This is a genomic window from Sphingomonas sp. M1A8_2b (assembly GCF_053345535.1).
Genome location: NZ_JBKFAH010000002.1, coordinates 756,123 through 770,708, shown reverse-complemented (window position 1 = coordinate 770,708; position 14,586 = coordinate 756,123). Strand labels below are relative to the sequence as shown.

Genomic DNA, 14,586 nt, shown 5'->3' with positions numbered 1-14,586 from the left:
ACTGTTTCGACCAGCGCAGGCGGAGGGCGTAATGGCGCCCGTGTCGCGCCCGAACCACGGTATAGCGAACCGGTGGGATACGGCATGGTGCGCAAAAGCAGCCATACCGGCGGCGATTTCGAAAGCGAGCATCGTGATCGGACCTTCGTGGTGATCCGCTCAGTTAGCCGTGCAAGCCCTCGCCAAACATGCACGCGAGGTATGATCGTGTAACCATTTGTATCTGGCCGTCTGTTTCGATCGCTGCGCATGACATTGCCCAGCCCCCAAGGAATTGCTTCTCGCCAGAGGCGAAGTAATGAAGGGAAATTCTCGAATCGGTCCTCGTCGCATTCCGCCGTATCGGGTGCATCGGGTGAGAGGACCGATGTGTGGACGGCCTCCCGTTGGCAAGCTTGGATAGTCGCTCCGCATTGCCGGTTGGTGCAGCCATGTGTCCGACCCGTTCGTCCGGAACATAGCGCCGCTGGCCGTAATGCCATTCGCGCGGCTCGGGTCCCGATCATACTCCGCACTCGATGTGCTTGGGTCATTGTGGGTTTTCCGGGTCCGGCGGTTCAGCCAGCATTCCGAACAAGGGCCCAACCCCTTCACGTCGTGGGCCTGCCCCGGTGTCAGGACGAAACATAGCGGGCGCCTCTGACCATCGCATCGGCCGTACAGCCTGGTCGTGAAGCCGCCTCGCGAACGGCCGAGCCCCTCGAATTCCTGATCCCTTTTTTTGCCCGACGCCGCAGTGGTGCGCCCGGACTTCGGTGCTGTCGATCATGTCGGCACCGACATCCCGCTCGACGACAGCGCCCAGGGTCTCCAGCATGGCTTCGAGCACGCCCATCACGCCCAGCGACGATACCGCCGGAACACGCTGTTCCCATTGCCGTATTCATCCGGCAAATGCCGCCATTGCGCGCCTGTCCGCGCCATCCAAACCATGCGTTCGAAATAGGGCGGGTTGTCGCCCGCGGGTCGGCAGCCACGCCTCGCTCCGACGGCAGCAGGGGGCCGATCAGAGCCCACTCCTAATCCGAAACCCCAATCCGCTCGCCCAGCACCGCCTCCAAAAGACAGCCTTGAATCAAGCGATAGACGCGCGCCAACCTTTGTCTACGTGACCTGGTTTGCCGAGGACGTGCCAAACTGACAGCGGGAACGACAAGCGTTGCTGGCTATGTGGCGGAAAACGCGCCACCCGGTCCTATTGCCAATAGCTTGAAAGACCGCCCATGTGCTTTTCGGCTACTGCAAGCTTCGTCGCTTCCGGGGTGCTGGCGACGATCGGTGTGGCGACGTTGCGTCACGTTCGCGAGCCGCGCGCACTACTATTCGCCTCCGTGCCGCTATTGTTCGCAGGGCATCAGTTCTGCGAGGGGCTCGTCTGGCTGGCATTTCACGGCGAGCTTGGTCAGGTTACGCTCGACCGTGCTGTGCTCCTGTTCATGCTTTACGCGCTCGGCGTCCTGCCGACATTGATGCCGGTTGCGGTCGCGTTGATGGAGCCGCAAAGCCGGCGTCGTATCGCGATCGTAGCGCTGACCGTAGCTGGAACTTTCGTATGCGTCTGGAATATCGCAGGCCTGATCCTGTTTCCGATCCGTGCCTTCGTCGAACATTCTTCGATCGCATATCGTAACGCAATGACTAGCAACATGGCGGTGTCGATTGTCTACATAATGGCGACGTGCGGCGCGCTGCTGCTGTCGAGCCACAGTGTCGTCAGAACGTACGGCATCGTCAACATCATAGGGCTGACGCTTGTCCACTTGATCAAGGGCTATGCCTTCGCTTCTGTCTGGTGCTTCTACGCCGCGATCCTGAGCATCACGCTCTATTGGCAGTTCCATCGACGCAAGATCGACTTCGAGACATCGAACGGCGCTTCCACCGCTGACAAGCCATTCGTGCGGACGTGGCTACGAGGAGCCCGAACGTAGGCCGCGAGGTATAAAATACGCGTGATCGCTCGCTGCTTACGGAAGACAATGGTAAATGCGCAGCGGATCGGGGTCTGGGGGGAGGCGATCTGAGCTGTCTGTCTGTCTTTCGACGAAAGCTGGTTAAAGCTGGTCAAGCTGGCGGAAGCGCCCGTCAGCCTGGTTCGCTTGGACCCACATGCAGTCATTCAGGCCGGCTTGCCCGGGTCCGAGCTTCGGACGCTCGTTAACGTGACACGGCCGGGGCGCTACGCGGCCGCATCGACGGCGCGGAACACGGCGAGCATTGGGAGTTTTCTGTCGCGCCCGAACGACGCGTTAGACGGCAGCTGTTATCAGAAGCCGACGTTCAACGTGCGCCCAATCGACAACCTATAAGGACAGAACCCAGGTCCTCAGCGGCCTAGCGGCTTTGGAATCGCGACGGCGCGAATGCGGACGTTCGGCTCGCGTAAATTCATGCTGATGTGAGTTTTACACGACGATAATTCGTAATCGTCTACTTCAGCAGCGATGTTATCTCGCGGTTTGATTTCCGGCATGTAGCCCGATGCACGCAGCATTACACCGACCGGTGGCAAGCCGCTATCGCCTTCACGCCATTCGAACGTCTGCAACCAGGTCATTGCCTCCACGGCCAAGCCACCCGCGAGCCATCGCTGCGACATCGATTGGGGCATATAGGTTCTGGCCTTACTACGGATCGGCGACTTCGGATCATGCAGCTGCGCAGGGTCTGCGGCCAACATCTGGCTAATCCGGTACACGGCATCCTTCGGACGCCGGTTGCCTCCAGGGTCGGGCAAGTCGCCCAACGCCGGGATCTGCGGCCATGCTGACAAGAGCATAATCTCAATGCTCGCCCGTCATTCCTTGCACGGCCGGAACGGCCATATGCTGTGAGAACATGCAAGTCCCCTGGACCCGATTGAACATTCCGGTAACCAGCCAATGATTGTGGAGCAGTACCGGATCAAGTGCTATGAACGCTCTCGGTCTATCGGGATGATCGATCTGACGACGCCGCCCCCGCTTCACATAATCTTCGTCAGTCACGATCTCGATCCATCCCGGCCATTGTACGGCGTCGAGACTGTTCTGGGCGAGATGATCGGTTGCGCGGTGAGCGGTAACGATCAAGGCGTCGTCCGAACCGGCAATAATCCCCTCGGCGACCATGGCATATTCCATTCGAGCCTAGTTCCAAGCCATGCGAGATTAGCCGTTAAAGTGTGCAACGCTACTCACAACACTCGCAAGCCTGTGCATGCTTTCGCTCAGAAAACGTTGACACGTGGAACGGGTAAAGATGCGCGGTGCGCGCATCCGGAATCGCCGCTTCTCGGCCAGAAGCGCTGGCGATACTGTTGCAACAATACAAGCGCGGCTTCGACTTCCGGTCTCCTGTCGGGGTATATTTTGGCATGCGCACGCAATTCTTCCTCAGAACCGTTGAACACCTCGTCAACGGTGTAGATGTCTTCCTCGGGCTCAATCCCGCTAACCTGCTCACCCGCCCAAAGGCGGAAATGCCCCTCTCCATCTGGGTCAGGAATGCGATCGCCCGCCAATAACGGGTCGCCGCCACAATCACGACGATACCGAAGCATCAGGTCGAACACCGTACCTGCTACTCCGTAAATTTCGCCAACGATACATCGTCTTGGTCGAGATCTTGCCAGTCAGTTCATCCTTGGCGGCCTGTACGACAGCATCGAGATGCCAGCCGCCGCGCTGGCGAGTTACGACCAATGGCTTCGAGCCCATCCGCAGGACGCCACGCGCGCCGCCGCGTTCAACGGGCGTTGCTGGGCGCGTGGTCAGCTCAACCGCGAGCTTGGTCAGGCGCTATCGGATTGCAATGCCGCGCTGAAATTGACCCCGGGAAACCCTGCGTATCTAGATAGTCGCGGGTTGATCCGGCTTCGTCGCGGAGAGTTCGACGCGGCGCTGCTGGACTATACGCCGCCCTGAAGGCGAATCCTCGCACTGCGTGGACGCTCTATTCGCGTGGCGTTGCCGCCAACAGGGCGGGACGAGCGGGCGAGGCCGCGAACAACAAGGCGGCCGCTGTGGCGATCGACCCGCGCGTCGCCAATCGCACCAAGCGGATCGCCCTCGAATAGGTTACCCCGCCACGCCAAATCGGTATCTCAGTTCCTGGTCGTCTTGCGCCTTTGCAGACCGAGCGTGCAGGCGCGCGTGCGCACCGCGCTGACGGTTCGGCCGAATGAATTGGCGATATCCGCGACGTCCGCGCCGGACATATACTGCCGTACGAGCTGCCGATCGGCTTCTGGAGGCCAGGATGCATGCGCCATGATCATTCCCCTTTTGGCCCAGCTACGGACACGCACCCGTGTTGGATGCAGCGGTTTCACAGGCGGTCATCAGCCGGGTATTATGGAAGCACGGACCATTTACTCGGACCTACGAAGCGGGGATAAGCTGACCCATGGAAAATACCGCATCGCCGCTCGACCTTTTCACCCGCCTGGAGATCGCCATCGAGGAGCGCAACGAGGCCGCCGAGGCCTTTGACGTGTTCAAGCAAGACTCGGCGATGGCGCATGCGCCCGACCCCGGCGTCGCGCCCGCGGTAACGAGCGATGACGCGGCGGACATGGCGGCGCAGGAAGCGGCGACATTTACCGCCGAGACCGATGCGCTGTTGCGCGGCGCTTCTGATGCGGAATTGCTGGATGCGTATCGGCAGCCGGGTGGCGAGATCGGCAATCCGGTGGCCGAGGCCTTGCTGGGCGAGATCAGGGGTCGCGGCCTGTCGGTCTGAGCGTCCCAAGCCCCGGCATCGGGCTGCGCTATCGATCGCCGGCGATCGCCATCGATCATCGTCTTGCGGGATGGCAGACGACGGCTTGCGCTGTCGCGCGAGGGCGGGCAGTAGACGCGCAAATCCAAGGAGTTCCAGCATGGCAAACAGTCTCGAGATCGACCAGTCGAGCGTTGTCGACAACGACATCGAAAAGCAGATCGAATTCACCGGCGAATTCGACGGCGACGAATATGAGTTCGCGGTGAAATACGCGGTGCTCAAGGAACTCAGCGGCGACGAACCGGAAGACGACGGGATCGAGCTGTTCAACCGTTTCAACGACGACATCATCGACGCCTGCCTCGCCGCGATCGAGCGCAAGCCATCGGCGACCACCGTCGTGGTCGACGAGAACGACCTCGAATAATCACGGCCGGACGGCCGCGATGCTGCGGCCGTCCGGATAGGACCGATCCTCGCGGCATCCCGGCGATCGACATGAATACGGCCTGCGCACCTTCTGAGTGGCAGGCCGTATTCGTTTGAGCCTTCCGCCGGCTCTTCCAGCTTATCGGCGAAGGTGCCTTACGCCGCCATGAACATCTCGGGCGGCAGCGCCATCAGCGACTCCGCGCCGCCCTCGATCTTCCGCCGCAGCGCGCCGGCATCTGGCAGAATCCGCTCGGCATAGAAGCGCGCGGTCACCAGCTTGGCGTCGAGGAACGCAGCCTCGCCCTCGCCCGCCGCCTTCAGCTTGGTCGCGGCGACCGCCATCCGCAGCCACATCACCCCGACCGCGACGATCCCCATCAGGTGCATGTAGCTGACTGCGCCGGCGCCGACGTTCTCGGGGTTCTTCATGCCGTTCGCCATGAACCACATCGTCGCCGCCTGAAGCTGGCCGTTCGCCTTCTCCAGCGCCTCGGCGAACGCCGACGTCGCCGGATCGCCCTTCGCCGCCGCGACGTCGTCCGCCACCAGCTTGAAGAACGCCTGGATCCCGCGCCCGCCATTCTGCGCGAGCTTGCGCCCGACCAGATCCATCGCCTGGACGCCGTTGGTGCCCTCGTAGATCATCGCGATCCGGGCATCGCGGACATACTGCTCCATGCCCCACTCAGCGATGTAGCCGTGGCCGCCGTAAACCTGCTGCGCGTTGGTCGCGATCTCGTAGCCCTTATCGGTGCCATAGCCCTTGATGACCGGGGTCAGCAGGCTGATCATGTCACCTGCGATCTGGCGCTCTTCCTCGGTTTCGGCGTGATGCTCGAGATCGGCCTGGAGCGCGGTCCACAGGATCAGCGCGCGTAGGCCCTCGGTCAGCGACTTGCCCTCCATCAGCATGCGGCGGATATCGGGATGGACGAACAGCGTGTCGGCCTTCTCCTGCGGCTCCTTCGCCCCGGTCAGCGCGCGGCCCTGGCGACGGTCCTGCGCGTACTGGACGGCATTCTGGTAGGCGACCTCGGCCACGCCGAGACCCTGCAAGCCCACGCCGAGACGTGCGGCGTTCATCATGATGAACATCGCGGCGAGGCCCTTCGTCTCCTCGCCGACGAGCCAGCCGGTCGCCGAATCATAGTTCATCACGCAGGTCGAGTTCGCGTGGATGCCCATCTTGTGCTCGATCGACCCGCAGGTGACGCCGTTGCGCGCGCCGAGCGAACCGTCCTCGTTGACGAGGACCTTCGGTACGACGAACAGCGAAATGCCCTTCACATTATCCGGCGCACCCGGCGTCTTGGCCAGCACGAGGTGGATGATGTTCTCGGTCAGGTCATGCTCACCGCTCGAGATGAAGATCTTCGTGCCGGTGATCGCGTACGAGCCATCCGCCTGCGGCTCGGCCTTGGTGCGGATCAGGCCGAGATCGGTGCCGCACTGCGGCTCCGTCAGGTTCATCGTCCCGCCCCATTCGCCCGACACCATCTTCGGCACGTACATCGCCTTCTGCGCATCCGAACCCTTGGCGATCAGCGCGGCGATCGCGCCGTGCGTCAGGCCGGGGTACATCGCGAACGCCATGTTCGACGAGATCATGTATTCCTGGAACGCGGTCGAGACGACGTGCGGCATGCCCTGCCCGCCATATTCGGGCTGATTGCCGAGCGTCGCCCAGCCGCTCTCGACATACTGCTTGTACGCTTCCTTGAAGCCGTCCGGCGTCGTCACCGAGCCGTCCTCGTGCCGCGTGCAACCCTGCTGATCGCCCGACAGGTTGAGCGGGAACAAGACCTCGGCGACGAACTTGCCGCCCTCTTCGAGCACCGCGTCGACGACGTCGGGCGAGGCTGCATCGAAGCCGGGGAGATTGGAATAGCGTGGCAGGCCGACGACATGCTCGAGGACGAAACGCGTGTCGCGAACGGGGGGCGTATACTGGGGCATGGTTTATCCTTGCGGGGTGTCTTGGGCGCGGCTGGCTTCGAGAAGGGCCACGAAACTGGTGAGTTCGTCGATGGCGAGATCTATATCGCGCTTCTGCGCCGTGAGCAGCGCGATCCGCGCCTGGCTGCGCTCGATCACGACCTGGCGCTGCGCACGGCGGCCGTCGCCGAGATCGTAGAGATCGATCATCTCGCGGATTTCGCCGAGACTAAACCCGACGCGCTTGCCGCGCAGGATCCAGGCGAGGCGCGCGCGGTCGCGGTGCGAATAGATGCGCTGCGTGCCGCGACGCTCAGGCGCGATCAGGCCCTCGTCCTCGTAGAACCGGAGCGCGCGCGCGGTGACGTCGAACTCGGCGGAGAGATCGGAGATCGTGAAGCTCTCGCGATCATGCCGCGGTTCGATCACCGCGTAGGATTCGGGAGAGACCGGAGAGAGGGATGCTCGTGTCGCCATCCCGGGACAAATAACTCTCGTTTACGTCAACGTCAATTAGCGCAAAGCAACTTCCCGGCAGATGATCGCCCACCCGTTGAGCGCAACGTCGAGGCCTCCGAGCGCGATTCGCTGATCCGATCCACCGTCACAGCGGCCAGCGATGCCCGGCCGGTGCAGAGCGACTCGCAAGCCTCGGGTATCTCGGGTGGGAAGACGATCCGGTCGCCGTCGAACTTCGCGCCGAATTGGCACGCACCGAAGGCGAGTTTCAGCGCATCCCCCGAGCGCTCGACCGTCCCGGATGCGGCACAGCCCTGATCTTCGCCGTAATCGACGCTGACCCCGATCCGTGCGGTCTTCTCGGTACCGACGACGCAGATCCGATCAGTATCGCGCGCCCAGTATCCTTGCAGCGGCGCGTTCGGGTCCGGCACGATCCCCGCCGTCTCGGCCGCAGCCTCCAGCCGAGCCCCTGCGCTATCCGCAACCGCAGTCTTCGGCTCCCGCCCGCACCCGCACAACACCAGTGCGAGCAACAGCACCCGCTTCATTCGGCCAGCACCAGTCTGCCCCCCTCGATCCGCCGGAAGAAGCATGTCCGCTCTCCAGTATGGCACGCCGGCCCTGCCGCGTCGGCGATCACCCACACCGCATCCTGATCGCAATCGATCCGCAGCTCGGCGACGCGCAGCACGTTCCCCGACGTCTCGCCCTTCTTCCACAGCTTTTCCCGGCTCCGCGACCAGAAATGCGCCTCGCCGGTTGCCTGCGTCTCCGCCAGCGCCTCGGCATTCATGTGCGCGACCATCAGCACGTCGCCCGACACGCGATCGGTGACGACCGCGGTCAGAAGCCCGGCGGAATCGAATTTGGGATCGAGCGTCAGGCCCGTGTCGCGGCTGTATGTCATGCCCCGGATATACCCGAAACCCGCCCCGATGCGACCAGCAGCACGCAATGTTATTACAAACAGGCGACAAGCCCGCCAACCGCTCGTATAGGGCAGCTTCCGCACGACGTGAGATCCGGCATGCAGACGACCAATCCTTTCGATGACGACAAACTCCGCGAAGAATGCGGGGTGTTCGGCGTCTCCGCCACCGATGGCGCAGCCGCGCTCGTAGCCCTGGGGCTGCACGCGTTGCAGCACCGCGGGCAGGAAGCCGCCGGGATAACCACCTTCGACGGCGCCAATTTCCACACCCACCGCGCGATGGGCCATGTCGCGGGCAATTTCGACCGCGACGACGTGATCCGCGCGCTGCCGGGCACCGTCGCCTGCGGGCATGTCCGCTATTCGACGACCGGCGAGACCGCGCTGCGCAACGTCCAGCCGCTCTATGCCGAGCTGTCGACCGGTGGCTTCGCGATCGCGCATAACGGCAATATTTCCAATGCGATGCGGCTGCGTCGCGAACTCGTCCGCCGCGGTTCGATCTTCCAGTCGACCAGCGATACCGAGACGATTATTCATCTCGTCGCGACGTCGAACTATCGCACGCTGCTCGACCGGTTCATCGATGCGCTGAAGCAGATCGAGGGCGCGTATTCGCTGATCGTGATGACGCCGGAGGGGATGATCGCCTGCCGCGATCCGCTCGGCATCCGACCGCTCGTCATGGGCAAGCTCGACGATGCGGTGATCTTCGCGTCCGAGACGGTCGCGCTCGACGTCGTCGGCGCCACGTTCGTCCGGGCAGTCGAGCCGGGCGAACTGGTCATCGTCCAGGGCTCGGAGATCCGCTCGATCCGCCCGTTCGCACCGATGGCGGCGCGGCCGTGCATCTTCGAATGGGTGTATTTCTCGCGCCCCGATTCGATCGTTGACGATCACTCGATCTATTCGGTGCGCAAAGCGATCGGCGCGCAGCTCGCGATCGAATCGCCGGTCGATGCCGATCTCGTCATCCCGGTCCCCGATTCGGGCACGCCGGCGGCGATCGGCTATGCGCAGCAGTCGGGCATCCCGTTCGAGCTCGGCATCATCCGATCGCATTATGTCGGCCGGACGTTCATCTCGCCGGGCGACAAGGTCCGCCACCTCGGCGTGAAGCTGAAGCACAACGCCAACCGCGCGCTGATCAAGGACAAGCGGGTCATCCTGGTCGACGATTCGATCGTCCGCGGTACGACTTCGCTGAAGATCGTCCAGATGATGCGCGAGGCGGGTGCCGCCGAAGTGCATATGCGGATCGCCAGCCCGCCGACGCGGCATTCCTGCTTCTACGGCGTCGATACGCCCGAGCGCGCGAAGCTCCTCGCGGCCAAGCTCGATCTCGGCGGGATGACCGGCTTCATCCATGCGGACAGCCTGAACTTTATCTCGATCGACGGCCTCTACAAGGCGCTCGGCGAGGCGAAGCGCGCGGATGTCCGCCCGAAATATTGCGATGCGTGCTTCACCGGCGACTATCCGACAACGCTGACCGATCATGACGAAGGTTCGGAAGTCGATCAGTTCGCGATGCTCGCCGAACGCGTCATCTGACAATCCCGGAGCGTATATGACGGACAAGCCTCTCGAAGGCCGGCTGGCGCTGGTCACCGGTGCCAGCCGGGGCATCGGCGCTGCGACTGCGATCGCGCTGGCGGCAAAGGGCGCGCACGTCGTCCTGACGGCGCGTACGCCCGGCGGTCTCGAGGAGGTCGAGGCGACGATCCACGGTGCGGGGGGCTCGGCGACGATAGCCCCGCTCGATCTGGCCGAGAGCGAGGCGATTGCGCGGCTGGCGACAGCGATCGGCGACCGCTGGGATGCGCTCGACATCCTCGTGCTCAACGCCGGCATGCTGGGGTCGCTGTCGTCGGTCCCGGCGATCGACCCGAAGGAAATGGCGCAGGTACTGACACTCAACGTCAGCGCGCAGGCGGCGCTGATCGCAGCGTTCGATCCGATGCTGAAGAAGGCGAAGTCGGCTCGCGTGATCGGCGTGACCTCCAGCGTCGGCCGCAAGCCTCGCGCGTACTGGGGGCTCTACGGCGCGTCGAAGGCGGCGTTCGAAACCCTCCTCGGCGCGTATGGCGACGAGATGGCCGAGATCAGCGCAATCCGCACCGCGATCGTCGATCCCGGCGCGACGCGGACCAAGATGCGCGCGCGGGCCTATCCGGGCGAGGATCCGAACTCGGTCAAGGAGCCGACGGTGGTGGCCGACCGCATCGTCGCGCTGGCAATCGAAGGTTTTGAAGCCGGCCATTTCGAGCGGGTCGGCTAACCGTTCTCCTGCGAACGCAGGAGCCCAGGATCACCATCGCCACCCCCCGTTACCCTGGGTTCCTGCGTTCGCAGGAAAACACTACCGCTTCACCAAAGTAACCTGCGCCACATCGATCCCGCCGCCGAGAAACCCGCCCTCGCAATACATCAGATAGTAGCGCCACAACGCCACGAACCGCGCATCGAACCGCGCCGGCAACCGCCCCTCGGCAAACGCAGCATCGAACGCCACCCGCCACCGCCGTAACGTCTCGGCATAGTGCAACCCGAACCCGCGCCGGTCCTCCCACATCAGTCCCCGCGCCTCCGCCAGCGCGCGAAACCGCGGTTCGGACAGCAGCATCCCACCCGGGAACACATAACGCTGGATGAAATCGACGCTGCGCGAATAGGAGTCGAAGATCGCATCGTCGATCGAGATATACTGCAACGCCGCGCGCCCACCCGGCTTCAGCGCGCGCGCGATCGCGTCGAGATACACCGGCCAATATTCCTCGCCGACCGCCTCGACCATCTCGATGCTCGCGACCGCGTCATAGGTCCCGGTGACGTCGCGGTAATCGGTCAGCGCCACGCGCACGCCGTCCAGCCCCGCCGCCGCGATCCGGTCGTCGACCTGCCGCTTCTGCTCGACCGACAAGGTCAGCGCATGCACGCCGACCCCCGCCCGCGCCGCCATCTCGGCGAACGAACCCCAACCGCACCCGATCTCCAGGATCGTATCGCCCGCCCGCGCCCCGGTCCGGTCGAGGATCGCGCGCAGCTTGGTCGTCTGCGCCGCCTCATGCGATTCGGCATCGTCGAACGGCTCGGCGAAGATCGCGCTCGAATAGGTCAGGCTCGGATCGAGCCACGTCTCGTAGAAATCGTTCCCGAGGTCGTAATGCGCCGCGATGTTCTTCCGCGAGCCAGTCGGGTCGTTCCGCCGCATCCGGTGCCACGCCCGCGCCGCCAGCCGCACCACGCCCCCCGATCGCGCCGCGCCCCCGAGCGAGCGGCGGTTGCGCATGAACAGGTCGAACAGCGGCACCGGATCGGGGCTCGACCAGTCGCCTGCCGCCCAGCCCTCGTACCAGCCGACCGACCCCGCCGTCGCCAACCGCACCAGAGCGCGCCAACGATGGACGGTGACGACAGGCAAAGGCCCAGGCGCGCGTCCGCCGATCAGCCGCCGCGTGCCGTCGGGGAGGCGTGCGTCGATCCCGCCGCTCTCAAGCCCCGCGTCGATCCGGTCGAGCAATCGGTGGAAAACCGGCGCGACGAGACGCGCAACCGGGGAAACCTGCGCGGCGGGCACATCATCGAAAGCGGGAACGGCAGTCATCGCGGCGCTCCATGCAACAGGGGCCGCGGCTAGGAAAGAGGCGGCGGTCTGGAAACCGCTGGAAGGCCATTGTCTCAGCCAACGCCACAACACCCCCCCCCCTGAAAGGGAGGGGTTGGGGGTGGGGCGGGCTCCGCTTGATCAGCCGTCATTGGCTCGAACCGGCCAACCCACCCCCGGCCCGCCCTGCGAGGGAGGGAAGCAGACGCGCCCCTACCGCGCGTGCCGCCCGGCCTCTAACGCACGTTCGCGTCCTTCGCGATGGCCGACGATCTTCGCCGGATACGCCTTCGGCCGGCAGCCGGACTCGTCTGGATCATGGATCGCCGCCCCCGACACCTTCGCCAGTTCCGGCACCCACTCCCGAATATAGTCCCCCGCATCGAACTTCTCGGACTGCGACAACGGTGCCATGATCCGCCCGAACATGTTCGAATCCACCCCGGTGCCGGCGACCCACTGCCAGTTCACCGCATTATTCCCGTAATCCGCATCGACCAGGCAGTCCCAGAACCACCGCTCCCCCTCGCGCCAGTCGATCAGCAGATGCTTCACGAGAAAGCTCGCCGTGATCATCCGCACACGGTTGTGCATCCACCCCGTCGCCCAAAGCTGGCGCATGCCCGCATCGACGATCGGATAGCCGGTCCTGCCCTCCTGCCACGCCTTTAGGTCGGCATCGGCCTCCCTGCCAGACCGCCATGGGAGCTTGTCGAACTTGGGCCGCCCGTTCGTGTCGCCGTAATCCGGCATCGCCAGCACGACGCCATCGGTGAAATCGCGCCATGCGAGTTCCTTGCGAAACGTCGTCGCATCGCCGTGTCCATCGACCGCATGCCACACCGCGCGCGGCGAGATCTCGCCGAAATGGAGATGCGGCGACAGGCGCGAGGTGCCCTCGATCGACGGCAGGTTGCGGTCGACGTCATAGGCCTCCACGATTGGCGCCATTGCCCTCGCGTTCTTCAACGCCTGCGCCTCGCCCGGTGTCCAGTCCGCGAACCCCGTCGACCAGTCGGGCTTGGTCGGCAGCAGGTCCCAGTCCGCGAGCTTTTCACTTTCCGGCCATGACGACGGCGCCGGAACCGTCCGCGGTACAGGCTCAGGCTCGCCCGGCGGCATCATCTGGTTCAGGGCCTTCCAGAACGAGGAATACACCTTGAACTGCCCGCCAGACCCCGTCTTCACGTCCTCGACGCGCGCGAGATGGTTGCCGTCATGCAGGCACAATCGATCGCCCAGCGCGGCCTCGGCCTTGCGCCACCACGGCTCGTAATGGCGGATCGCGTGGATGTGCTCGGCGCCGGTTTCCTCCATCAGCGCCGTCAGCAATTCGATCGCATCGCCGCGCCGCAGGATCAGTTTCGATCCCTTGTCGGCCAGCGACTTCCCGAACGCGTCGAGCGTGTGATGCAGCCACCAGCGTTGCGCGCCGCCCATCTTCCATTTGCCCGGCGCATCGTCGTCGAGGACATAGACCGGAATCACCGGCCCCGCATGCGCAGCGGCGATCAACGCGGGTTGATCGTGAAGGCGGAGGTCCTGGCGCAGCCAGAGAAGGGAAGGTGTCGTCATCGCGCGTTCAATGCACCAACCCGCAGTCCGGCGTCACCCGCGGCGGCAAAAGTTTCGCCAAGCGTCATGATCGCCGCGACGTGTCGCTCGGCAATTGCCAGCGCGTCTTCCCCATAGCCGCCGCCGACGGTGCTCGCGAGCGGCACGCCGCGCGCTATCGCCAGCCCTGCGACCAGCCGCTCGCGCCGCGCCAAGCCGTCCAGCGTCACCGACAATCGCCCAAGTCGATCGCCGTCGAACGGGTCGACCCCCGCCTGGTACAGGATCAGGTCGGGCCGAACCTCGTCGAGCAACGGCACCAAGGTCTGCTCCAGCGCCGCGAGATACGTCTCGTCGCCGACCCGGTCTGGCAGCGGCACGTCGAGCGTCGACCGGGCCTTGCGCACCGGAAAGTTCTTCTCCGCATGGATCGAATAGGTCGCGATTTCCGGTCGACCGGCCAGCAACGCCGCAGTCCCGTCGCCTTGGTGCACGTCGCAATCGACGATGAGCACGCGCGCCACGCGGCGCTCGTCGATCAGCCGCGCCGCCGCCACCGCCAGATCGTTGAACACGCAGAACCCCGCCCCGGTGTTCGCGAGCGCATGATGGCTGCCACCCGCCGTGTTTGCCGCAAACCCGTGTCCCAGCGCGAGACACGCTGCAAGCCAGGTCCCATGCGGCACGATCGTCGCGCGCGACGCGACCGACGGGGTGACTGGAAAGCCGATTCGCCGCTCCTTCTCCTTCGGCACGCGCGCGTCCAGCACCTCGGCGACATAATCCTCGTCGTGCACCGCCTCCAGCCACGCGGTTGGTGTGGCCTCGGGCACGTGCCAAGCGACCGCATCGCCCTTGGCGAGCAGCAGGTCACGGATCAGCCCGTTCTTGTTCCAGCGATAGGTCGAACGCGCCGGCGCCGGCGTGACATAGTCGGGATGGTGGACGACGTGGATCATGC

Annotated in this window: 18 protein-coding genes; 6 read left to right on the top strand and 12 right to left on the bottom strand. The window is 64.4% G+C overall.

Annotated features, from left to right (window positions below; translation table 11 throughout):
• Nucleotides 1-834: 834 nt before the first annotated feature.
• Nucleotides 835-1,017, bottom strand: a complete 183-nt coding sequence (locus ACLBWL_RS11665; RefSeq protein ID WP_447793170.1) for a transposase — start codon at nt 1,015-1,017, stop codon at nt 835-837.
• A gap of 206 nt (nt 1,018-1,223) precedes the next feature.
• Here ACLBWL_RS11665 and ACLBWL_RS11660 point away from each other — a divergent pair, with 206 nt between their 5' ends.
• The gene (locus ACLBWL_RS11660) at nt 1,224-1,931 is read left to right on the top strand and encodes a DUF6629 family protein (RefSeq protein ID WP_447793168.1); all 708 of its coding nucleotides are present in this window, start codon (nt 1,224-1,226) and stop codon (nt 1,929-1,931) included.
• A 395-nt stretch (nt 1,932-2,326) separates the two neighbouring features.
• On the opposite strand, the gene ACLBWL_RS11655 is transcribed toward ACLBWL_RS11660, so the two are convergent.
• The 3 genes from ACLBWL_RS11655 to ACLBWL_RS11645 all read right to left on the bottom strand — a co-directional run bounded on the left by ACLBWL_RS11655 (nt 2,327) and on the right by ACLBWL_RS11645 (nt 3,553).
• A complete protein-coding gene (locus ACLBWL_RS11655) occupies nt 2,327-2,773 on the bottom strand; it encodes a hypothetical protein (RefSeq protein ID WP_447793167.1) in 447 nt (148 codons plus the stop codon).
• A gap of 10 nt (nt 2,774-2,783) precedes the next feature.
• Entirely contained in the window at nt 2,784-3,122 is a 339-nt protein-coding gene (locus tag ACLBWL_RS11650; RefSeq protein ID WP_447793165.1) for a hypothetical protein, read from the bottom strand.
• 86 nt (nt 3,123-3,208) lie between these two features.
• Nucleotides 3,209-3,553, bottom strand: a complete 345-nt coding sequence (locus ACLBWL_RS11645) for a hypothetical protein (protein WP_447793163.1) — start codon at nt 3,551-3,553, stop codon at nt 3,209-3,211.
• A 97-nt stretch (nt 3,554-3,650) separates the two neighbouring features.
• On the opposite strand from ACLBWL_RS11645, the gene ACLBWL_RS11640 reads away from it, so the two are divergent.
• Complete coding sequence (locus tag ACLBWL_RS11640) at nt 3,651-3,905, top strand: hypothetical protein (protein WP_447793162.1); 255 nt, start codon at nt 3,651-3,653, stop codon at nt 3,903-3,905.
• 179 nt (nt 3,906-4,084) lie between these two features.
• Here the strand turns inward: ACLBWL_RS11640 and ACLBWL_RS11635 are convergent, their stop codons facing one another.
• Nucleotides 4,085-4,252, bottom strand: coding sequence for a hypothetical protein (locus ACLBWL_RS11635; protein WP_447793160.1), 168 nt, complete (start codon nt 4,250-4,252; stop codon nt 4,085-4,087).
• A 134-nt stretch (nt 4,253-4,386) separates the two neighbouring features.
• Here ACLBWL_RS11635 and ACLBWL_RS11630 point away from each other — a divergent pair, with 134 nt between their 5' ends.
• Together ACLBWL_RS11630 and ACLBWL_RS11625 are read left to right on the top strand one after the other, a co-directional pair.
• A complete protein-coding gene (locus ACLBWL_RS11630; protein ID WP_447793158.1) occupies nt 4,387-4,722 on the top strand; it encodes a hypothetical protein in 336 nt (111 codons plus the stop codon).
• A gap of 139 nt (nt 4,723-4,861) precedes the next feature.
• Nucleotides 4,862-5,131, top strand: coding sequence for a DUF1488 family protein (locus ACLBWL_RS11625; RefSeq protein WP_131585077.1), 270 nt, complete (start codon nt 4,862-4,864; stop codon nt 5,129-5,131).
• Nucleotides 5,132-5,289: 158 nt separating this feature from the next.
• Here the strand turns inward: ACLBWL_RS11625 and ACLBWL_RS11620 are convergent, their stop codons facing one another.
• From ACLBWL_RS11620 to hisI, 4 genes are read right to left on the bottom strand one after another with little or no spacing between them, the layout of a single operon-like run.
• A complete protein-coding gene (locus tag ACLBWL_RS11620) occupies nt 5,290-7,092 on the bottom strand; it encodes an acyl-CoA dehydrogenase C-terminal domain-containing protein (protein ID WP_447793155.1) in 1,803 nt (600 codons plus the stop codon).
• A 3-nt stretch (nt 7,093-7,095) separates the two neighbouring features.
• On the bottom strand, nt 7,096-7,548 hold the full coding sequence (locus tag ACLBWL_RS11615) for a MerR family transcriptional regulator (RefSeq protein ID WP_254685612.1): 453 nt from the start codon (nt 7,546-7,548) through the stop codon (nt 7,096-7,098).
• A gap of 32 nt (nt 7,549-7,580) precedes the next feature.
• The gene (locus ACLBWL_RS11610) at nt 7,581-8,081 is read right to left on the bottom strand and encodes a hypothetical protein (RefSeq protein ID WP_447793153.1); all 501 of its coding nucleotides are present in this window, start codon (nt 8,079-8,081) and stop codon (nt 7,581-7,583) included.
• The gene (hisI, locus tag ACLBWL_RS11605; protein ID WP_447793151.1) at nt 8,078-8,440 is read right to left on the bottom strand and encodes a phosphoribosyl-AMP cyclohydrolase; all 363 of its coding nucleotides are present in this window, start codon (nt 8,438-8,440) and stop codon (nt 8,078-8,080) included. The genes ACLBWL_RS11610 and hisI overlap by 4 nt, the downstream gene beginning before the upstream one ends.
• A gap of 120 nt (nt 8,441-8,560) precedes the next feature.
• Here hisI and purF point away from each other — a divergent pair, with 120 nt between their 5' ends.
• Complete coding sequence (gene purF / locus ACLBWL_RS11600; protein WP_447793149.1) at nt 8,561-10,018, top strand: amidophosphoribosyltransferase; 1,458 nt, start codon at nt 8,561-8,563, stop codon at nt 10,016-10,018.
• A 16-nt stretch (nt 10,019-10,034) separates the two neighbouring features.
• Nucleotides 10,035-10,745: an SDR family NAD(P)-dependent oxidoreductase gene (locus ACLBWL_RS11595; RefSeq protein WP_447793147.1), complete on the top strand. Its 711-nt coding sequence runs from the start codon at nt 10,035-10,037 to the stop codon at nt 10,743-10,745.
• A gap of 81 nt (nt 10,746-10,826) precedes the next feature.
• Here ACLBWL_RS11595 and ACLBWL_RS11590 read toward each other — a convergent pair whose 3' ends face one another.
• The 3 genes from ACLBWL_RS11590 to ACLBWL_RS11580 form a co-directional block, all read right to left on the bottom strand.
• The gene (locus ACLBWL_RS11590) at nt 10,827-12,071 is read right to left on the bottom strand and encodes a class I SAM-dependent methyltransferase (RefSeq protein WP_447793145.1); all 1,245 of its coding nucleotides are present in this window, start codon (nt 12,069-12,071) and stop codon (nt 10,827-10,829) included.
• Between the two features lie 213 nt (nt 12,072-12,284).
• Nucleotides 12,285-13,646, bottom strand: a complete 1,362-nt coding sequence (locus ACLBWL_RS11585) for a cryptochrome/photolyase family protein (protein WP_447793143.1) — start codon at nt 13,644-13,646, stop codon at nt 12,285-12,287.
• Complete coding sequence (locus tag ACLBWL_RS11580) at nt 13,643-14,584, bottom strand: histone deacetylase family protein (protein WP_447793141.1); 942 nt, start codon at nt 14,582-14,584, stop codon at nt 13,643-13,645. The genes ACLBWL_RS11585 and ACLBWL_RS11580 overlap by 4 nt, the downstream gene beginning before the upstream one ends.
• Nucleotides 14,585-14,586 lie beyond the last annotated feature (2 nt).